The sequence below is a fragment of the Halomonas sp. R57-5 genome, assembly GCF_900070345.1.
Taxonomy (GTDB): Bacteria; Pseudomonadota; Gammaproteobacteria; order Pseudomonadales; family Halomonadaceae; genus Vreelandella; species Vreelandella ventosae_B.
This window is the reverse complement of sequence record NZ_LN813019.1, coordinates 3,183,133-3,202,878: the sequence shown is the minus strand read 5'-3', so window position 1 is coordinate 3,202,878 and position 19,746 is coordinate 3,183,133. Positions and strand designations below refer to the sequence as shown.

Here is a 19,746-nt window from a genome sequence, read left to right as displayed (position 1 = left end):
ATGCTAACGCGTTCGCTGGTGCGTTGGAGTTTGCTGATCGCAGCCTGGCTACTGGGCAGCACGGCTGTGCTGCTGTTGCTGCTGCGCTTGGCGATTAGCCAATCCGATGCCCTAACCCCACGTATTGAAGCGCTGCTAGAGGCGCGCATTGGCGTGCCGGTCACCATCGAGCGGCTATCGCTTTCGCTCGCCCGGAGCGATCTTCTATTACGCCTTGATGGCGTAAACGCGGAAACCCCGGATGGCCAAGCGCTGTTTTCCCTGGAGCATGCGGGGCTACGTTTGGATACCTGGGCGTCGCTTGTCAACATGGCGCCGATTTTTAGCGACGCACGCATCAGCGGTACCCAGTTTCATCTTTATCAAGGCTCGGGGGCGTCTTTGCAGTGGCCTGAGCCCGCAGAGTTACCGCTATTGATGGCGGCGGAGCCAGACGTGGATCTGGCCACGATTGATAATTGGGCAGGCTTGATTTTGCGTCAACGTCTCTGGGTGGATGACACCCGCGTGGTGCTGCACGGCAAGCAAGACACCGTGATGCTCCATGCGCAGACACTGCTGCTGACCGGCGATGAGCGGCGGACACGGCTGGAAGGCGCTATCAATATCGCAGAATCGCTACAGCAGGCGCGCGAGGTGGATCTGCCCGCGGTTGAAATGAAGGTCGAAATGCAGCCCGGCCGACGGGGCTTCAGCGATTTTTCGGCAGCGTTGCAACTGGATGTTCAGCTTGATCAGTTAGTCGTCTTGGCGGATATGTTCCGGCCGGATCATGCCGCTTATTTAGAGCAAGCCGGCGGCAGTGCGCGGCTGTGGGGGCGCTGGAGCGCCGGACGCCTTGAGGAGTCTCGCATTGCTGTCGATGTTCCCCAGTTGACGCTACGCCATCAGGTTCAGTACGCGGTGTTAAGGGACATCAAGGCTAACGGTTTATGGCAGCGCGACGGCGACGGCGGTGAAGCGTGGCTAAGCGGTGATGCCGACAGTGTAGAGTGGGCGCAGCCCCCCGGTGGCAGCGTCGGGCCTGCCTTGCCACGCCACTGGCACGCCACCCACCAGCCTGGGCAGTGGGAAGTGCGCACCAGTGCCTTTGAGCTCGCCTCGCTGACTGCTTGGCGTGACTACGTATTGCTCCCTGAATCCGTCACCCGGGTATTGCAAACCCTGGCCCCCCGCGGGCAAGTCGAAGGGTTACACGTGGGGCAGCAGGATGGCCACTGGGGGGTGGACGCGGCGCTAACCGGCGTAGAGGTTTCACCGTGGCAGCAGGCGCCGGGCGGTGGCCCGCTGGATGCCTGGGTGCAGGCGCGGGATTTCCGCGGCCGCGTGCTGTTTAGCAGCAACGGCGATAGCACCCTCTACTTTCCTGAGTTTTTTGCCGCTCCCATGCAGCTACGGCGTGCTGAAGGGGAAGTGGAGTGGGTATATGACGGCCCCAATACCATGGTGAGTGGCAAGCGGCTAAGCGTCGACTGGGACGGTGCCCAGATAGCGGGTGGCTTCGGTTTGGTGACCGGCAATCAGCGTGGTCATTTTGGTTTAGACCTAACTTTTAGCGACGTGGATGCTCTTGAGCGTCCGCTTGCCCAGTGGTTGCCGCTCAGCGTGATGGACGATGAGCTGCGCGAATGGCTGCTTAATGATATGGGTGGTTACGTCAGCGAAGGCTCGCTGCAGCTAAGCCAGCCGTTAGGCGAAGGGGCGACTGCCCAAGACTTTACAGCAACGCTTGCCTTGGCGGTGACGCAAGGGCATTTGCCGATCGCGCCAGGCTGGCCACGCCTTGACGATGTCGAGGGGCGACTGAAGTGGCAAAACAGGGTGTTAGAGGCTGAAATTGATAACGCCCAGAGCCATGGTGTTACGGCTTCAGAGGGCGAGGTGGTGATGGAGGATGAGACGCTCAACCTTTCGGGGCAGTTAATCTCGGATGGGCCAGCGCTTATATCATTTTTACAGGCGATGCCTGAGGTCGACCTTTCCCAACTAAGTGATTTGCGCGTGACGGGGGATGTTAACGGCGATATTGCGCTGTCATTGCCATTGGCAAACCCTGAGGCGCTGCAGCTGGAAATTAATGCTCAGCCGCGCTTCTCGGAAGTGGTTTATCAACCGCTCGACTTACGTCTTCAATCGGTTGAGGGGGATCTCGCCTGGCTTCAAGATGGGGAGAGTTCGGGGCTCGTCGGCGAGGCTAAAGGGCAGTTGCTGGGGGGGGCTATCAACGCTGATATTGATACTCAAAGCGACGGCATACAACTGCAAGGGAGTGTCGCTACCGCGGCGCTGTTCGGGCTTGCCGGGTTAGACAGTAGCCAAGGACGTCTGCCCTTAGAAGGGCCGATAGAGTGGCAGGGCCTTGTCAGCATAGTCCCGACGCCCACCCTTCGCCTTGAGAGCCGCTTGCTCGGTGTTACTAGCCACCTGCCCGAACCGTTTGCCAAATCTCCACAGCAGCCCTGGCCCTGGACTTTGACCGCTGATTTAGATGCCAAACGGCTTGAAACACAGCTGGCCGATATCGTCGCAGCCCGAATTCAGCAGCGTAATGGCGAGTTTGCCGGGTCGCTAAATTTAGGCAGCCAAGCGGAGCGTCTGCCCGGCTGGCCCACCCAACCTGGGTTTAGCCTTAACGCTGCCGTGCCAAGGCTTGACCCGCTAGCGTGGCAGCGGGCGATTGCACCGCTAATGGCTGGTGGGGCACCCGGGGAGTCAAGCGCAGGCACTCAAACGCCGCTGGCGGTCTCGTTAACCACCCCCTGCGTGGTTTACCAAGGCGAGTGTTTAGGCTCTCTAAACGCATCTGGAGGCATTAACGCTGGCCTGATCGATTTGGGCCTAAGCGGTAACCTGGTCACCGGGCGTGTAAACTACGATGCTCAATCATCACAACCTTTAGATATGGCCATTGAAGCGCTGGCGCTTGATCGCTTGCTGGCGTTAGCCAATGTTGAGCATGACAGCGATGCACCGATGCCAGACTCCTGGATGGGATCGGTCGAAACGCAGCGTCAGGCGCCGTTGGCCATTCCTGACTGGCTAGCCGATGTGCCCAATGGGCGATTGCGTTTAGCCGAAATTGCGATGGGGCCGCGTCGTTTTGGTCCCTTGACGGCCTATTGGAAAACCGACGGTGAGCGTTTTTCGCTTACCCCCGTTGGCTTAACCCTGGGCCAGCTCTCTGCGCGAGGCGAGCTTTACTGGGAAGGGGACGCTGTTTCCAGTCATACTCGTGCGGACATTACCATTCAGGGGGGCGACATTGGGACCGCCCTTGAACGTCTTGACCAACCGGTGGCCATGCGCAGCCGTAGTACCGATGTGGCCGCCTCGCTTGATTGGCCGGGAGCTCCCTGGCAGTTGGAGCTAAGCCGCTCGGATGGCACTATCAGTACCGACATTCGCGATGGCCGTTTTGTTACCCTGGAATCGGCGCCTGCGCGTTTAATCGGCTTGCTTAATTTCGATAATATTTTACGTCGTCTGCGCCYGGATTTTTCTGACGTTACCGGCCGGGGCACGGCATTTGATCGTGTCCAGGGCACCGCCGACGTTACCGGTGGGTTGCTGACGCTACGCGGGCCATTGCAAATTGATGCGCCGGCCACCACCCTAACGCTTACCGGCAGTGTCGACCTGGTGTCGCGTGAACTTGACCAGCGGCTTGGCGTCACMCTACCAGTGACGCAAAGTTTACCGATCGCGGCGATCGCCGTTGGCGCGCCCATCGTGGGCGGCGCGCTGTTCCTTGCTGACCAGATGTTTGGCGACGCTTTAGATCGTGCCACAACACTCCATTATCGCGTGCGAGGCCCTTGGACCTCGCCGCAGGTTACTTTAGAAGGCCCCCAATGACCGCATATAAAAGTGATGTAGATACGGCTGCTGCCATTCTGTTGACCCCTGGAGGACTCGATTTAGAGGCTCTGGAAACGGGGTTGGGCTACGCCATGGGCGCGGGCATTGACTACGCGGATCTCTATTTTCAGCGTACTTGGCAAGAGGGCTGGGTGCTGGAAGATAGTGAGGTGAAAGAGGCCAGCTACAATATTGACGGCGGTGTCGGCGTGCGCTCACTGGCCGGTGAAAAAACCGGCTTTGCCTACTCCAACCAAATTACGGCCGATGCGCTAATGGACACTGGCCGCACCGCGGCAGGTATTGTGCGCAGCGGTCAACGTTTACCTGGGCAATTGGTTCGGCCCGTTTCCGCTATGTCGCGCTATGCAGGGATTGATCCCTTAGCCGGGCTAAGCGCCGAAGAGAAAGTGGCCATGCTCAAACAGGCTGACCGTGTGGCGCGTGCGGCTGATCCGAGCATTAGCCAAGTGAGCGCTTCTCTGTCGGGTACTTATGAAGTGGTGTTGGTGCGGGCCAGCGACGGCACTCTGGCTGCCGATATTCGCCCCCTGGTACGCTTTAATGTCAGCGTTATTGCGGTTAAGAATGGTCGCCGTGAGCGCGGCAGCGCAGGCGGTGGTGGCCGTTATTCCATGGCTAAGCTGCGCGATGATCAAGTCGCCGAGCAGTACGCCAAAGAAGCGGTGCGTCAGGCGCTGGTTAATCTGGAAGCCGTCGATGCGCCCGCGGGTCAAATGCCCGTAGTGCTGGCGTCTGGGTGGCCGGGTATTTTGCTCCACGAAGCAGTGGGGCATGGCCTTGAAGGCGATTTCAACCGTAAGGGCAGCTCCGCCTTTGCAGGCAAGATGGGCGAGCGCGTGGCCGCTAAAGGCGTAACGATTGTTGATGATGCAACTTTATCGGATTGCCGTGGCTCCATGAGCGTGGATGACGAGGGCACGCCGGGGCAATACACGCCGCTTATCGAAGACGGCATTTTGACCGGCTATATGCAGGACAAGCTAAATGCTCGCTTAATGGGCATGGCACCCACAGGCAACGCGCGGCGAGAATCCTTTGCTCACCTGCCGATGCCGCGTATGACCAATACCGTTATGCTTGCGGGCCAAGATGAGCCCAGCGATATTATCAAAAGCGTTAAGCGCGGTATTTATGCGGTCAGCTTTGGCGGCGGTCAGGTGGATATCACCTCGGGTAAATTCGTGTTCTCCGCCAGCGAAGCCTACCTGATTGAAGATGGTAAGGTGACGGCGCCGGTAAAAGGGGCCACCTTGATTGGTAACGGGCCAGAAGCGATGCAGCGGGTCTCCATGATTGGCCACGATATGGCGCTGGATACCGGTATTGGCGTGTGTGGTAAAGAGGGGCAGGGCGTACCGGTGGGTGTCGGCCAGCCCACCCTGAAATTGGATGAGCTGACCGTCGGCGGCACGCAGTCTTAATGAGCCGCCTTTAAAGAGCGAGCGTTTCGCGCAGGTGTTTGAATAGCTTGCGCGAGCTGGTCGGCGGTTTGCCCTGCTCGCGTTCCCGCTGGGCGTTGCGAATCAATTGACGCAGGGTCTGGCGATCGGCATCGGGGTGCTCCGCCATAAACAGGTCGACAGCAGGATCGCCCTCGTCAATTAAGCGTTCCCGCCATTTTTCCAGTCGGTGGAACGCGTGGTCGCGCTGCTCCTGCTCCTGGTCGATGGAATCGAATACGCCTTGAATGGCGGTGAGATCCTCTTTACGGATTAGCTTACCGACATACTGCATATGGCGGCGGCGACCTTCATGGGAACGGATGCGCGAGGTTTCCTCGATAGCGCGCAGCATATCGTCAGAGAGGGGGAATCGGGCGCGTTCCGCCGGTCGCATGGCGATTAAGGTTTCCCCAAGTGCCTGTAAGGCATGCATTTCGCGTTTGAGTTGCGACTTGCTAGGGCGTTCTTCCTGCTCTTCTACTTCATTAGTACTTGAGACGGTATCGGGACGTTGCTTACGCATAGTGTGACTCACAGACAAGATTCGTAGCGGCATTATACCAGCTGCGAGTACAACATTGATTCGCCGAAGACACTCTCTTGAAAGACATTCGCTTGAGAGACATGCGGTTGAAAAAGGAGGCCATATGGCACAGGCATTTAATGCATCCGCGCAGCAGTCGTTATTGACCGCGCGTGCCGAAGAAGCGCTAGCGCTGGCCAAGCGCTTGGGCGCAGATGCTGCTGAGGTGGGCGCAAGTGTAGACCAGGGCATCGGTGTCAGCGTGCGCCTGGGCGAAGTTGAAACGGTTGAGTTATCCCGTGACCAGGGCATTGCCGTCACGCTTTACGTAGGTCAGCGTAAAGGCAGTGCTTCGTCCACAGACGCCAGCAGCGCCTCAATTCAGGCCGCCGTGGAGAAAGCCCTGGCGATTGCCCGCTATACCGGCGAAGACCCTGCCGCTGGGCTGGCCGATGCATCGTTGATGGCCACCGAGCAGCCCGATTTAAAAGTGCACTACCCCTGGTCCCTGACAACGGATGAGGCGATTGAGCTGGCGCTTGCCTGTGAGCAGGCGGGAAGCGACGTTGAGGGCATCTCTCAGTCGGATGGCGCGTCACTCTCCAGCGGCGAAGGGGTACGCGTTTACGCCAATAGCCACGGTTTTTTAGGTACCCAAAAAGGCAGTAGTCACTCTCTTTCGTGCATGCTGATTGCCCAAGACGCGGCCGGTATGCAGCGCGACTACGACTACACTTCTGCCCGCGACCCCAAGGCACTGCGAGACCCTGCCGAAGTGGGCCGCGAGGCCGCCGCGCGAACGCTGCGCAGGCTCGGTGCTAAACGCCCGCCCACGGGCACTTTTCCGGTACTGTTTGATCCCTCGCTGGCCAGTGGCTTAATCGGCCACCTTCTCAGTGGTTTGGCCGGTGGCGCGCTCTACCGGCAGGCCTCGTTTTTGTGCGACCGGCTCGGCACGCCGCTGTTTCCCGACTGGTTTAGCTTAGAAGAGCGTCCCATGGAGGKCGGTGCCACGGCGAGCTCGCCGTTTGATGGCGAGGGCGTGCAAACCCGTAATAATCGCTTTATCGATCAGGGCAGCATTGCCAGCTATATGCTCTCTTCTTACAGCGCTCGTCGTCTCGATATGCAAACCACGGGCAATGCCGGTGGCGCACGTAATGTGCGTTTAGCGGCGCCGCTGCAATCACGCGAAAGCCTGCTGCAGGAGATGGGGCGGGGGATTTGGGTAACTGAACTGATGGGCCAAGGCGTTAACGGTGTGACTGGCGACTACTCCCGCGGTGCCGCAGGCTTTTGGGTCGAAAACGGTAAGGKGCAGTACCCGGTCGAAGAGTTCACCATTGCCGGTAATCTAGAGCGGATGTTTGCTGGGCTAGTCGGTATCGGCGATGACACCGATACCCGTGGCAGTGTTCACACGGGTAGCTGGTTAATCGATGCCATGACGGTAGCCGGTGACTAAGTCCAAATAGCCAAGTGCGGCTACTGATCTTCCTCGAAACGCGCGTCGAACAGCGCTTGAATAGCTTCAAGTGCCTGTTCGGCGTCATCACCTTCGGCGCTGATCGTTAGCTCGGTACCGCAAGGGGCGGCGAGCATCAGCAGCGACATGATGTTGGCGGCGTCGGCAACCTGTTGCTGTTTGTAAACACGTATTTTAGCCGAGAACTGTTGGCCGCATTTGACCAGTTTTGTCGCTGCGCGCGCGTGTAGCCCGCGTTGATTGGTGAGTGTAAGTATTCTTTCTGGCACCCTGGTTCCTTTTCGCCGAGTGGTGTCATTAATGGATAGGCGCTCTTAAGAAGTCTCTTCTCGCTCGTTGTTTGGAGTAGCGCTGAGGAGAGGGGCCGCCGACTGATCGCTTAAGGTGTAGTGCAGCCCCAGCTCACGGTGGCGTAATTGAACGTCGCCCATGCTGGTGGCCAGCCTTTCTGCCAGCTTCTCGACCATATAGACCGAGCGGTGTTGGCCACCGGTGCAGCCAATCGCGATAGTCATGTAGCTGCGTTGGCTATTCTGGTAAGCGGGTAGCCAACGCTCTAGCCAAGCCAGAATGTCGTCGCTCATGGCGTCAACAATGGGATAGCCGCTCAAAAAAGCCACAATCTCAGCGTCGCGGCCGGTGAACTGGCGTAGCGTTGGGTCCCAGTAAGGGTTCGGCAGACAGCGCACGTCGAAGACCAAATCAGCGTCTAACGGCACGCCGCGTTTATAACCAAACGACTCAAGGGTCAGCGTTAGCTTATCGCGGCGCTGGTGCGCTACCTGGTCGGTAATGCGACGGCGCAAATCGTGTACCGATAAGCGAGATGTATCGATCAATAGATCGGCTAGATCGCGAATATCCTCCAGCGTCTCCTCTTCTTTATTGATCGCCTCTTCCAGGGTCATCTCGCTATCCCGAGTCAGCGGATGGCGTCGCCGGGTAGCGGAGTAACGCTCAAGCAGGATACGGGCATCGGTGGTCAAGTAAATAACTTGAAAATCGATTTTACGCTGGCGCAACTCTTCTAACAAAGACGGTAGGCGCTCCAGCGCTCCCGGCAAATTACGGGCATCGATACTGACCGCCAAGTGAGCGCGGTCACCCTGGTCGCGTAATTCGTCCACCAACGAGCCCAGCAGCATAGCGGGGAGGTTATCAATCGCATAATAGCCAAGGTCCTCCAGCGCCTGTAGAGCGATAGATTTGCCTGACCCGGAGCGGCCGCTAATGATCACCAGTTGCATAGAGTCTCTCTTTGCTTTGGTCAAGCTGCGTTGAGGGTGGTGAGCGAAACATTACCTGCCGTAACGAACCTTAAAACAGGTTTGAAGACCGTTAGGCCGCGGATTGCTCACGAATTTTGGCGGTAATCAGCTCAAGTAGCTCGCGCTGACTGGCTGCTTTACGCAGCTGCTGGCGTGTATCCGCATCATTCATGATGGTCGCTACTTGGCCGAGCAGAGAGAGGTGTGTGTCATCTGCTTCTTCAGGTACCAGCAGGACAAACACCAGATCTACCGGGTCTCCGTCGATAGCGTCAAAATCAATCGCTTCTGAGAGTTTTAAAAAACCAGCGATAGGGGCGGTGCAGTGGGGGCTGCGCGCATGGGGAATAGCCACGCCGTTACCGATACCGGTACTGCCTAAGCGCTCGCGGCCGATTAGACGGCTAAACACTTCTTGGCTGTCCAGGCTGGGGATATTTTGCGCGATAAAGGTGCTGTAAAACTCCAGCACCCTTTTTTTGCTGCCCCCGGGTACGTCAAAAAGAACGCGCTCCGGGGGGAGTATGGTTTCCAACGTCATTGAATTAACGCACACCTGCGCCTTGGGCGCGAGCTTGTGCTTTTTCCTTGTGTTTAACGAGTTGACGGTCGATTTTATCCGCTAGGGCGTCGATAGCGGCGTACATATCACTGTCGAGGGCTTCCGCATGTAAGTCAGCACCTGCGGCGTGCAGCGTACAAGCGGCCTGCTGGCGCTCTTTCTCCACTGATAAGGTGACTTGCACCGTGGTTATATTGTCGTAATGGCGCTCTACACGCTCAAGCTTTTCGTTGACATAGTCACGCAAGGCGTCAGTCAGTTCTACGTGATGACCAGTGATATTTACTTGCATTGACGTGCTCCTTATCCATCGGACTGTACTTCGATTGTAACCCTTTTTGCCGCGTTGCAAAGCCCTTGTCGAGAGATTCGCTGCAACGTCGACAGAACCTAGCGTAAACGACGTCGCTCACTGGAGGAAGGAATGCCCATGGCCTCGCGATATTTAGCCACCGTACGCCGCGCTACTTGAATCCCTCCTTCGCCTAATAGCGTGACTAGGCGGCTGTCTGAGAGCGGCTTGCCGGGTGGCTCCTCTTGAATCAATTTCTTGAGTCGCGCGCGGATGGCGGTGCTGGAGTGACTGTCGCCATCTTGACCGCTCACCTGACTTGAGAAAAAGTACTTGAGCTCGAACACGCCCCGGGGGGTATGGATATATTTTTGCGTCGTGACCCGTGAAATCGTCGATTCGTGCATCTCCACAGCTTCGGCAATATCGGCCAGTATCAGCGGTTTCATGGCTTCTTCGCCGTGCTCTAAAAAGCCAATCTGGCGGGTGATGATTTCGCGCCCCACGCGTAGCAGCGTATCGTTACGGCTCGAGAGGCTCTTAATCAGCCAGCGCGCTTCCTGTAGGTGCTCTTTGAGAAACTGGTTGTCATCGCTTTTGTCCGCACGCTTAATCAAACTGGCGTAGTCGGGCTGAATGCGCAGCCGTGGCAGGGCCTCTGGGTTGAGTTCTAAATGCCAGCCTTCGTGGTCGTGGCGGACGACCAGGTCGGGGGTTACATAGCTGTCATCGGTGTCGCCGTAGGCGCTGCCTGGGCGGGGGTCGAGGCTGCGAATAAGTAGGATAACATCGGCCAGCTGTTGGTCATCGAGCCCCAGGCGGCGCTTTAGCAGGCGCATGTCATCCTTACCAAGCGCTTCGAGGAACTGCCGCACTAGGCGGCGGGCGGGAACCAGTAGCGGCGTATCATCGGGCAGGGCGGCGAGCTGCAGCATCAGGCATTCACGCAGGTCGCGGGCAAAGATACCGGTTGGCTCAAACTGCTGGAGTTTGAGCAGAATGGTTTCTACCTCGCGTTGGCTAAGCCCGTCAATGCCCTGGGCACGCAGGCCCTCACGAATATCGTTAAGCGGCTGGGTTAAGTAGCCGTTGGCGTCGAGCGCGTCGATTAAGCTCTCTGCGACAAGCTGTTCGCGGGCGCTAAAGTCGGTCATGGCAAGCTGCCATAGTAGGTGCCCATGCAGGCTCTGCCCGGCTGCCTGACGCTCAAAATCAGGGCCTTCGCTGCTGCCGCCCTGGCTACCCATATCTTGATAGGTATCTGACCAGTCGCTATCTACTGAGAGTTCAGTGGGGATGCCCTCTGACCACTCTTCTTCCTTAGGCTCGCTGACAGCCTGCTCACCAAATTCATCTTCCTGCTCCAGCATGGGATTGGCATCTAGGGCCTGCTGAATTTCTTGACGAAGGTCCAGCGTCGAGAGTTGCAACAGCGCAATCGCCTGTTGCAACTGGGGCGTCATGGTCAGCTGTGTGCCGATACGCAGTTGGAGAGAAGCTTTCATGACCATCTGAGAACCACTCGTTAATCAGAATGCTCCACCCTAGTGCGAGTGAGTGTCTGGTGCAAGTGCAATAAGCATGCCATTGGTAGTAAAGTTGTTGCAGAGCGCTATTTACAGAACCAAAAAATAGGTTTATGGGCAGGCGGTGATTGTAGGCATAGCTGATCAGTTTAAAGGCGAAAATCAGCACCCAGATATACGTCTCTGACCTTCTGATTATCGAGAATGGCACTGGGTGAACCGCTGGCAATGATTTGCCCATCACCAACGATATAGGCGATATCGCAAATATCGAGGGTTTCACGCACGTTGTGATCGGTGATCAGTACGCCAATATGACGTTGCTTCAGCGCACGAATGATGGTTTTGATCTCGCCTACCGAAATAGGGTCGACGCCAGCAAAGGGCTCATCCAGTAAAATAAAGGCAGGGTCAGTGGCCAGCGAGCGGGCAATTTCTACACGCCTGCGCTCACCGCCCGAAAGGCTCATGCCAAGGTTGTCGCGGATGTGGGTGATATGAAAGTCTTCGAGTAGCGCTTCCAGGCGCTGTTCGCGTCCTGTGCGGTCAAGTTCTTTGCGCGTCTCGAGTATCGCCATAATGTTATCGGCAACCGATAGTTTGCGAAAAATAGACGCCTCTTGGGGGAGGTAGCCAATACCCGCCGCTGCGCGCTCGTGCATCGGCGCACGGGTTAAATCCACCGCATCGATTCCGACCTTGCCAGCATCGGATTTCACCAGCCCGACAATCATGTAGAACGAGGTGGTTTTACCTGCGCCGTTGGGGCCCAGTAGGCCAACAATGCTGCCTTGGGAGATCTCTAAATTGATGTCTTTGACCACTCGGCGGCGCTTGTAGCTTTTCGCCAGGTGGTGGGCATACAGGGTTTTGATCGGCGCAGTGTCAGCAGTTGCCACAGCTTGGCTCCCTATTGTTCAGGCTGAATAGTCATACGAATGCGCTGGGGCTCACTGCCGTCAACGTCAGAGCGCGCTTGAATCACTTCGCGGTCAATAAAATACTCAAGGCGCCCACCGCTAAAGGTATCTTCTTGTTGGATCAGTTCGGCTTGGTCGATTAGCTCTACGCGGCGCTCGGCGACGTGGTAAATAATCCGTCGCGCCCAACCTTCCGTCGGGCCATCTTGCCCTTCGGCTTGATGGCGCAGGTAGGCGCGCTCGCCGGTGGCTGTTGCCGTCGAGAGTTCGCCAGCCGCGTTGCGTTCGATCTCTACCCGCTCGCCGCGCAGCTGCATCTCGCCCTGACGAATATCCACATTCCCGGTATAAACGGCGGTGCCCGCCCGTTGGTCGAGATCTAAACGGTCGGCTTCGACTTCCACCGGAGCCTGTTGTGAGGTTTGGGCCAGTGCCAGTAGCGGCATCGCGAGCGCAAAAAGGGCTGTGTAAATAAGTGCTTTCATGACAATTCCTATTAGCGTTGCGTGGCCGGGGGGTGCGTGCCGCGCACATTATCAGTTAGCCGAACCTGGCTATTGTTAAGCCACACATCCATGCGTGAGGCACTCATTTGCTGGGGCGGTTGCTGCAGCATTACCGGTGTTTCACTCCAGGCATGCTGAGTTAGGCCATCATAATGCAATAGCTCGGTGTCTAGCTGCCAGCCTTCATCCGGCGCGACCAGGCGAGCTGAACCTGACAGCAGCAGGGCTTGGGTAGCGGTATTGAGCGTGCCGACATCGGCGCTGGCCAGCCACTGACGGTTTTCGCTGTCGTATAGTACGGCTTCGGGCTCTTCGGTCCAGGTTTCGCTTCGCTGAGGGGTATGAATTAGGCGCGGCGTTTTTAGCGACTGCAACACCTTGCCGTTATCACCAAACAGGGTAATTTCAGCGTTTTCGAGTACGTGGCCTGGCTCCTGAGCCTGTGCTTCAGGGTCGATAGCGGTATCTTGAGGCCCGCCTGGGTCAAGCCACACCAACAGCGCGCCTAGCGCGATAACAAGCCCGCCGAGCCAGAGGCGTAGGTTAAGCCGTTTCAACATTTATGGTCGACCGTGCAGATAGGTGTCAAGCACCGCGCCCCAGTGCCCTTGAGATTCAAGCAGCGTGTCGCAAATTTCACGCACGGCGCCGTGGCCACCCAGACGTTCGGTGGTCCAGTCAGCGTGGGTGTGCATATAATCCGGCGCGTTAGGAACCGTAATGCCGACGCCGCAGCGCTTAATCGCCGCTAGATCGGGCAGGTCGTCGCCGCAATAGGCCACTTGCTCCAGCTCGATATCAAGGCGCTGGCAGAGCCCGCGCAGGGTCGCCAGTTTGTCCTCACAGCCTTGATGGACATGGTCGATACCCAGAGCGGCAGCGCGTTGACTTACCATAGGTGAATCGCGGCCGGTAATCAGCGCAACATGCACGCCCACGCGTTTGAGAAGTTTTAGCCCATGGCCATCCTGGGTATGGAAGGCTTTGATTTCGATTCCATCGGCCTGAAAGTAGAGGCGGCCATCGGTGAGTACGCCGTCAACATCCAGCGCCAATAGGCGTACGCGGCGGAGTCGATCAAGTAGCGCAGCAGGTAGGGTCATAGAGCCTCCATATCAGTCATTTTTAAAACCAGTCGGCGTAGAACGGTGATGGGTTAAATAACGCCGCTAGCGAGCAGGTCGTGCATATGTAGAGCCCCAATAGGGCGCTGTTGTTCATCCACCACCGCTAGCGCGGTAATCCGGCTCTCTTCCATAATGCGTACCGCTTCGGCCGCCAGGATGTCGGGGCCGATGCGTTTGCCTGGCCGGGTCATAACGTCGTCAACGCGGACATCGCGCAGGTTGTGAAACTGATCCAGCGTACGGCGCAAGTCGCCATCGGTGTAGACTCCGGCGAGGCGTCCATCGCTATCCACCACACAGGTAAAGCCAAGCCCTTGCCGGGTAATCTCCAATAACGCATCGCGCAGCGGGCTGCCCAGCGCGACCTGGGGCAGGCGCGAGCCGTCGTGCATCAGGTCTCTAACGCGCAGTAGCAGGCGTTTGCCTAAACTGCCACCCGGGTGGGAAAGGGCAAAATCTTCAGCGGTAAATCCACGGGCTTCCAGTAACGCCACCGCCAGTGCATCGCCTAGGGCGAGAGCGGCGGTAGTGGAGCTGGTAGGGGCCAGATCGAGCGGGCACGCTTCGCGCTCAACGCCGCTGTTAAGATGTGCATCAGCGTGTTTGGCAAGCGTCGAGTGGGGACGCCCCGTCATGCTGACCAGTGGCGTACCCAAGCGTTTAAGCAGCGGCAGTAGGGCGGTGACTTCGGCCGTTTCACCCGAGTTAGAGAGCGCCAGTACTACATCAGCGCGGGTGATCATGCCCAAATCGCCATGACTGGCTTCACCGGGGTGAACGAAAAAGGCCGGTGTGCCCGTGCTGGCAAGCGTTGCTGCCAGCTTGCCAGCAATATGCCCCGACTTGCCCATGCCAGTCACCACCACCCGCCCTTGGCAGGCGAGGATTAATTCGCAGGCGCGGTCAAAGCTTTCGTCTAGTTTAGCCTGGAGACCGCCAATCGCTGCCTGCTCAATTTGCAGCGTACGCAGTGCGCTTTCGCGTAATAGGCTGGATGAAGCGAGAGGCTGGCGCATAGCGTTTTCTCTTAACGATTGAAAATATAAAAAGTGGTAACCGCCAAGAATAACATCTCGACACCGCTTATAGGCAGTAATTGCGCTCGTTATCCCTGGTGGCTTGAGCGGTAAGCTGGCCTAGTCTAGGGATTAGCTCACCAGTGATGTTATTAATCAACAGGAAGGCCCGCTCGCGCCGTAATGTTTTGTGGCGTTATAGTACAATGTTCGATAATGTTTTAGAAACACTGTTTTCTAACTGCGGTAGCAGCAAGTAGGGTATGATAATTAGTCCTAGCTGCGCCTTGTTAAGAGTCAACTGATCCATGACTGATGCACCCTTTATAGAAATTGAAGACCTTTATTTCTCTCGTGGCGATCACGAGATTTTCCGTGGTGTGAATATGACTATACCGCGGGGTAAAGTGACGGCGATCATGGGGCCAAGCGGCACCGGTAAAACAACGCTGTTGAAACTGATTGGTGGCCAGTTGACCCCGGAGAGCGGGCGCATCCTCATTGATGGTCAGGATGTTCATCGGCTATCCCGGAAGGCGCTATTTACGCTGCGCAAGCGGATGGGAATGCTGTTTCAGAGTGGCGCACTGTTTTCCGATTTGGATGTGTTCGAGAACGTAGCTTTCCCGCTGCGCGTGCATACTGATTTGCCTGACACCATGGTGCGCGATCTGGTGTTGTTAAAGCTACAGGCCGTGGGACTGCGCGGCGCGCGCCACTTAACGCCCGCGGAACTTTCCGGGGGGATGGCTCKCCGGGTGGCGTTGGCCCGTGCGGTAGCGCTGGATCCGGAGCTGATTCTGTATGACGAGCCGTTTGTGGGTCAGGATCCTATTTCTATGGGTGTGTTGGTGCAGCTCATCAAGCGCCTGAATCAAGCGCTGCAGCTAACCTCCGTGGTGGTCTCCCATGATATCAAAGAGACCTTGAGCATTGCGGATTACCTCTATTTAATTGCCGATGGTCAGGTGGTCGCCCATGGCACGCCGCAAACGTTGGACACTAACCAAGATCCGCGGGTTAGCCAGTTTATTCATGGCGAACCAGATGGCCCGGTGCCGTTTCACTACCCCGCTGAAGCGTTTTATCGCGACATTCTGGGTGACGCCCCGGTGACACCGTAGGGATAGGCGACAACGTTAGCTTAAATGCACACATGCAGGGCAAATAAAGGGCAGGGTTAATGCAGTCAAAGTTCTCTAGTAGCACCGCGCGTATCACCCGGCTAGGGCGTCGAGGGTGCGATTTAATGGAAGCATTAGGCCGTGCCGGGGTGTTTCTATTCCAGTCAGCGATTGGCGTGCCTTCCCGGGAAGGTTGGCGTTTGTGGTTGCACCAGATGCACTTTGTTGGCGTGCTTTCGCTGGCCATTGTGTTGGTGTCTGGGCTGTTTATCGGCATGGTGCTGGCGCTGCAGGGCTATACCATTCTGGTTGATTTCGGGGCTGAGCAGGCGCTGGGTCAAATGGTAGCGCTTTCGCTATTGCGTGAGCTTGCCCCAGTAGTGGCGGCGCTGCTGTTTGCTGGCCGGGCAGGCTCAGCGCTTACCGCCGAGATTGGTTTGATGAAAGCCACCGAGCAGCTCACCAGCATGGAAATGATCGGGGTTGATCCGCTACGCCGCGTGGTGGCCCCACGCCTGTGGGCTGGCTTTGTGTCGCTGCCTATCCTAACGGTAGGTTTTAGCGTGGTGGGTATTTGGGGCGGCTACCTGGTGGGCGTCGAGTGGTTAGGCGTTTTCGAGGGCTCCTACTGGAGCAATATGCAAGCCAACGTGGCCTTTCTCAGTGATATTGGTAACGGCATGATCAAAAGCGCCGTATTTGCCCTGGTGGTAACCTGGATTGCGGTGTTCCAGGGTTATGATTTGGTGCCCACTTCGGAAGGTATCTCGCGTGCTACTACGCGCACGGTAGTGTATTCGTCGCTTGCAGTATTGGGGCTTGATTTTGTGTTGACCGCCATGATGTTTGGCGGCCTTTAATGGCTGGAGCAGTTTCATGAAACGCAGTAAAACCATGGAGTTCGGTGTAGGCCTGTTTATGGTGGCAGGCATCCTGGGGCTTGTGTTCCTCGGCTTGCGGGTTAGTGGACTGACGCTCTCTGCACCCACACAGTCATTTCAGCTAGAGGCCAACTTTGCCAATATTGGCAGTTTAAAGCCCCGTGCCAGGGTCACTATGGCGGGCGTAACGGTGGGGCGAGTAGAAGCGAKTGAACTAGATACCGAGTGGTTCGATGCGCGGGTGGTGCTCAGCCTGGATAGCGAACTTGAAGGCCAGCTCTCAAGAGACTCGATTGCCTCTATTCTGACTGCAGGCTTATTAGGCGAGCAGTACATTGGCCTAAGCGTGGGCGGCGACCCCGAGATGCTGGAGAATGGCGACACCATTCGCGACACCCAGTCGGCGCTGGTGCTGGAAGAACTTATCCAGCAATTTGTGTCCAATATGGCAAGTAACTGATGTTTCAAGTAGCGAATGTGTTAAATAGCTACTGTGTTAAATAGCTAATGTTTCAAATTGCAGGCACTAACCCTGTGTAATCACGGGTAGGGAGATAAGCGTTATGAATGGAGTGAACTTGATGTGGGGGCGTTGGTTATGGGTCGTCGTAATGATGGCAGCGTTAATGGTGCCATTGCAGTCGCATGCGCAGTCTCAGACGCCAGAAGAGATGGTTCGCGATAACGTTGAGTCGCTGATGGCAGATCTTCAGGGCCGCAAGGATTACTATGCCAATAACCTTAGCGAGCTTGAGGCGTTGGTGGATAGCAATCTCGACCAGGTGGCAGATTTTCGCTATATCGGTGCCAGCGTGATGGGCAACTATTTCCGCAATGCTTCACCGGAGCAGCGCCGTCGTTTTGTCGATGTGTTTCGGCAAACGCTGATTGATACCTATACCCGCGGGTTGGTGACGTTTGATTACGATGAGCTGCGGGTGTTGGATACCCAGCAGGCACAGCGCTATGACGACCAGGCCAGCGTTGCCATGGAAGTCGTGGCCAGTGACGGGCAAGTATATCCCGTTAGCTATAGTCTAAGGCTCTCTGACGGCGAATGGCGGGTGGTGAATGTGATCGTTAATGGTATTAATCTGGGGCTAACCTTCCGCAATCAGTTTGACCAAGCCATGCGCGATAACAACCGCGATTACGATGCGGTAATTGATGGGTGGTCGCCAGAGGTGGGCGTTGAAGAGCTGGAGCAGGGAGGCGATGCGTGACAGCGCTGTTTTCACACCCTAGCGTCACCGTTAGCGTAGATGATGCCACCCTGCTGGTAGTGGGGGATGTGGAGGTAACCGTGGCGGCCGATTTGGCCGCCAGTGGCGTTAAATGGCTCAAACACACCGAGCTCACCACCATCAGCTTTGATTTCAGCCGCGTTGAAAAGGCCAGCAGCGTTGCTATTAGCGTGCTGTTTGAATGGCTTCGCATCTGCCAGCAGCGCGGTATCCAGGTTCAATCCATTCACTTTTCAGCTCCGCTGCGCCGCCTTGCCTCACTGGCTGAATTGGATGCGTTGATTGAGCAACCCACCGCTACCTTGGCAGTTTAAAAGTACGGCATCGCCAAGCGCGCTGCTTTTCTTTATTATGTCGACCCAATTACGCTCAATGATAACGATGACCCCAAAGGAGTTTTTGCGCCATGCAACCCAACGAGGTAAAAGCACTGCTTGAATCCCGTATTGACGGATGTCAGTTCCATATCCAGGGTGAAGGCTGTAACTTTCAGGTGATTGCGGTTGGCGATGCCTTTGAAGGTCTCTCTCCGGTCAAACGTCAGCAGCTGGTTTATGCAGCGCTGAGTGATGAGATCGCCTCGGGCGCGCTCCACGCTATTAGCATCAAAACGTTTACTCCGGCGCAGTGGCAAACTGCACCGGAAAACGTTCAATAACGGTCGCCCCATGGATAAATTAATTATTACCGGCAATGGGTCGGTAGACGGTGAAGTGTGGGTGAGCGGCGCCAAAAACGCGGCGTTACCAATCCTGTGTGCCAGCCTGCTGGCCGATGGTCCTGTGGTAATTGGTAACTTGCCCCACCTACAGGATATTACCACCACGCTAGAGCTGCTTGGCCGCATGGGCGTTGAGCCGGTGATGGGCGAAAAACTGAGTATTCAGTTGGATGGCTCCCAGGTGACCCAGTGCCACGCGCCATATGAGCTCGTGAAGAAAATGCGTGCCTCCATCCTGGTGCTGGGCCCTCTGCTTGCCCACTTCGGTAAAGCCGATGTGTCCCTGCCCGGCGGTTGTGCCATCGGCTCGCGGCCGGTGGATCTCCACATTCGCGGTTTAGAAGCCATGGGGGCGGAGATTCGCGTTGAGGCGGGTTATATCCGCGCGCGGGTCGACGGTCGCCTGAAAGGCGCAACTATCTACTTTGATACCGTGACGGTGACCGGTACCGAAAACCTGCTAATGGCGGCGACCTTGGCCGAAGGCAAAACCGTTCTAGAAAACGCTGCCCGCGAGCCTGAAATCGTCGACTTGGCAGAGTGCTTGATCAAAATGGGCGCTAAAATCAGCGGCCAGGGTACTGACACCATTACTATCGAAGGTGTCGAGAAGCTGCACGGCTGCGAACACGATGTCATGCCCGATCGTATCGAGACCGGCACGTTTCTAGTCGCCGCCGCCATGACCGGCGGCCGGGTCAAGGTCAAGCGTACCCGGGCCGATATCCTGGATGCGGTCATCGCTAAGCTGGAAGAGGCGGGGGCCGAAGTCACTAGTGGCGACGACTGGATTGCCCTGGATATGCACGGCAAGCGCCCTAAGGCGGTAAATATTCGTACCGCGCCTTATCCTGCGTTCCCTACCGACATGCAGGCGCAGTTCGTGGCCATGAACGCAGTGGCCGTGGGGCACTCTCGGGTAGTCGAGACTATCTTCGAGAACCGCTTTATGCACGTTCAAGAGCTAAACCGCATGGGCGCCAATATTGTGCTGGAAGGCAACACCGCCTTGATCGAGGGGGTCGAGAAACTTTCCGGTGCGCCGGTAATGGCAACCGATCTGCGCGCGTCGGCTTCGCTGGTGATTGCGGCCATGATGGCCGAGGGCGAAACCCTTGTAGACCGCATCTATCACATTGACCGCGGCTACGAGTGTATCGAAGAGAAATTGCAGCTACTGGGTGCGCGCATTCGCCGTATTCCTGGCTAGACCATTTCTGCTGAGC

Annotated in this window: 21 protein-coding genes; 10 read left to right on the top strand and 11 right to left on the bottom strand. The window is 56.9% G+C overall.

Annotation, left to right across the window (positions count from 1 at the left end; translation table 11 throughout):
* Both HALO_RS14795 and tldD read left to right on the top strand, forming a co-directional pair.
* Positions 1–3,855: a YhdP family phospholipid transporter gene (locus HALO_RS14795; protein WP_050713581.1), complete on the top strand. Its 3,855-nt coding sequence runs from the start codon at positions 1–3 to the stop codon at positions 3,853–3,855.
* Entirely contained in the window at positions 3,852–5,303 is a 1,452-nt protein-coding gene (tldD, locus tag HALO_RS14790) for a metalloprotease TldD (protein WP_035578332.1), read from the top strand. Before HALO_RS14795 ends, tldD begins: the two co-directional genes overlap by 4 nt.
* 10 nt (positions 5,304–5,313) lie before the next feature.
* Here tldD and yjgA read toward each other — a convergent pair whose 3' ends face one another.
* Complete coding sequence (gene yjgA / locus HALO_RS14785) at positions 5,314–5,847, bottom strand: ribosome biogenesis factor YjgA (protein ID WP_035578335.1); 534 nt, start codon at positions 5,845–5,847, stop codon at positions 5,314–5,316.
* A 124-nt stretch (positions 5,848–5,971) separates the two neighbouring features.
* Here yjgA and pmbA point away from each other — a divergent pair, with 124 nt between their 5' ends.
* On the top strand, positions 5,972–7,312 hold the full coding sequence (gene pmbA / locus HALO_RS14780) for a metalloprotease PmbA (RefSeq protein ID WP_050713580.1): 1,341 nt from the start codon (positions 5,972–5,974) through the stop codon (positions 7,310–7,312).
* A gap of 20 nt (positions 7,313–7,332) precedes the next feature.
* Here pmbA and HALO_RS14775 read toward each other — a convergent pair whose 3' ends face one another.
* From HALO_RS14775 to HALO_RS14730, 10 genes are all read right to left on the bottom strand, one after another.
* Positions 7,333–7,602 (bottom strand): HPr family phosphocarrier protein, encoded by a 270-nt coding sequence (locus HALO_RS14775; RefSeq protein ID WP_035578341.1) that lies wholly within the window; start codon positions 7,600–7,602, stop codon positions 7,333–7,335.
* A gap of 45 nt (positions 7,603–7,647) precedes the next feature.
* Positions 7,648–8,580 (bottom strand): RNase adapter RapZ, encoded by a 933-nt coding sequence (gene rapZ / locus HALO_RS14770; RefSeq protein ID WP_035578343.1) that lies wholly within the window; start codon positions 8,578–8,580, stop codon positions 7,648–7,650.
* Positions 8,581–8,671: 91 nt separating this feature from the next.
* Positions 8,672–9,142 carry a PTS sugar transporter subunit IIA gene (locus tag HALO_RS14765; protein WP_035578346.1) on the bottom strand — a complete coding sequence of 157 codons (471 nt, stop codon included), beginning with the start codon at positions 9,140–9,142 and terminating at the stop codon, positions 8,672–8,674.
* Between the two features lie 4 nt (positions 9,143–9,146).
* Complete coding sequence (hpf, locus tag HALO_RS14760) at positions 9,147–9,455, bottom strand: ribosome hibernation-promoting factor, HPF/YfiA family (RefSeq protein WP_007114683.1); 309 nt, start codon at positions 9,453–9,455, stop codon at positions 9,147–9,149.
* Between the two features lie 98 nt (positions 9,456–9,553).
* Positions 9,554–10,966 (bottom strand): RNA polymerase factor sigma-54, encoded by a 1,413-nt coding sequence (locus HALO_RS14755; RefSeq protein ID WP_035578349.1) that lies wholly within the window; start codon positions 10,964–10,966, stop codon positions 9,554–9,556.
* A 164-nt stretch (positions 10,967–11,130) separates the two neighbouring features.
* A complete protein-coding gene (gene lptB, locus HALO_RS14750; RefSeq protein ID WP_081899043.1) occupies positions 11,131–11,880 on the bottom strand; it encodes an LPS export ABC transporter ATP-binding protein in 750 nt (249 codons plus the stop codon).
* Positions 11,881–11,891: 11 nt separating this feature from the next.
* Positions 11,892–12,386, bottom strand: coding sequence for a lipopolysaccharide transport periplasmic protein LptA (gene lptA / locus HALO_RS14745; RefSeq protein ID WP_035578352.1), 495 nt, complete (start codon positions 12,384–12,386; stop codon positions 11,892–11,894).
* 11 nt (positions 12,387–12,397) lie between these two features.
* Entirely contained in the window at positions 12,398–12,967 is a 570-nt protein-coding gene (lptC, locus tag HALO_RS14740) for an LPS export ABC transporter periplasmic protein LptC (protein ID WP_035578355.1), read from the bottom strand.
* Complete coding sequence (locus tag HALO_RS14735) at positions 12,968–13,510, bottom strand: KdsC family phosphatase (RefSeq protein WP_035578357.1); 543 nt, start codon at positions 13,508–13,510, stop codon at positions 12,968–12,970.
* A 53-nt stretch (positions 13,511–13,563) separates the two neighbouring features.
* Positions 13,564–14,550 carry a KpsF/GutQ family sugar-phosphate isomerase gene (locus tag HALO_RS14730; protein WP_035578360.1) on the bottom strand — a complete coding sequence of 329 codons (987 nt, stop codon included), beginning with the start codon at positions 14,548–14,550 and terminating at the stop codon, positions 13,564–13,566.
* Between the two features lie 308 nt (positions 14,551–14,858).
* On the opposite strand from HALO_RS14730, the gene HALO_RS14725 reads away from it, so the two are divergent.
* From HALO_RS14725 to murA, 7 genes are all read left to right on the top strand, one after another.
* Positions 14,859–15,674, top strand: coding sequence for an ABC transporter ATP-binding protein (locus HALO_RS14725; RefSeq protein WP_050713579.1), 816 nt, complete (start codon positions 14,859–14,861; stop codon positions 15,672–15,674).
* A 59-nt stretch (positions 15,675–15,733) separates the two neighbouring features.
* A complete protein-coding gene (gene mlaE, locus HALO_RS14720) occupies positions 15,734–16,534 on the top strand; it encodes a lipid asymmetry maintenance ABC transporter permease subunit MlaE (protein ID WP_035578364.1) in 801 nt (266 codons plus the stop codon).
* 16 nt (positions 16,535–16,550) lie between these two features.
* Complete coding sequence (gene mlaD, locus HALO_RS14715; protein ID WP_050713578.1) at positions 16,551–17,015, top strand: outer membrane lipid asymmetry maintenance protein MlaD; 465 nt, start codon at positions 16,551–16,553, stop codon at positions 17,013–17,015.
* 121 nt (positions 17,016–17,136) lie between these two features.
* Entirely contained in the window at positions 17,137–17,778 is a 642-nt protein-coding gene (locus tag HALO_RS14710) for an MlaC/ttg2D family ABC transporter substrate-binding protein (protein ID WP_081899044.1), read from the top strand.
* The gene (locus HALO_RS14705; RefSeq protein WP_035578371.1) at positions 17,775–18,113 is read left to right on the top strand and encodes an STAS domain-containing protein; all 339 of its coding nucleotides are present in this window, start codon (positions 17,775–17,777) and stop codon (positions 18,111–18,113) included. Before HALO_RS14710 ends, HALO_RS14705 begins: the two co-directional genes overlap by 4 nt.
* A 92-nt stretch (positions 18,114–18,205) precedes the next feature.
* A complete protein-coding gene (locus tag HALO_RS14700; protein WP_007114696.1) occupies positions 18,206–18,457 on the top strand; it encodes a BolA family protein in 252 nt (83 codons plus the stop codon).
* Positions 18,458–18,467: 10 nt separating this feature from the next.
* Positions 18,468–19,730: a UDP-N-acetylglucosamine 1-carboxyvinyltransferase gene (gene murA / locus HALO_RS14695; protein ID WP_035578374.1), complete on the top strand. Its 1,263-nt coding sequence runs from the start codon at positions 18,468–18,470 to the stop codon at positions 19,728–19,730.
* Positions 19,731–19,746: the final 16 nt, after the last annotated feature.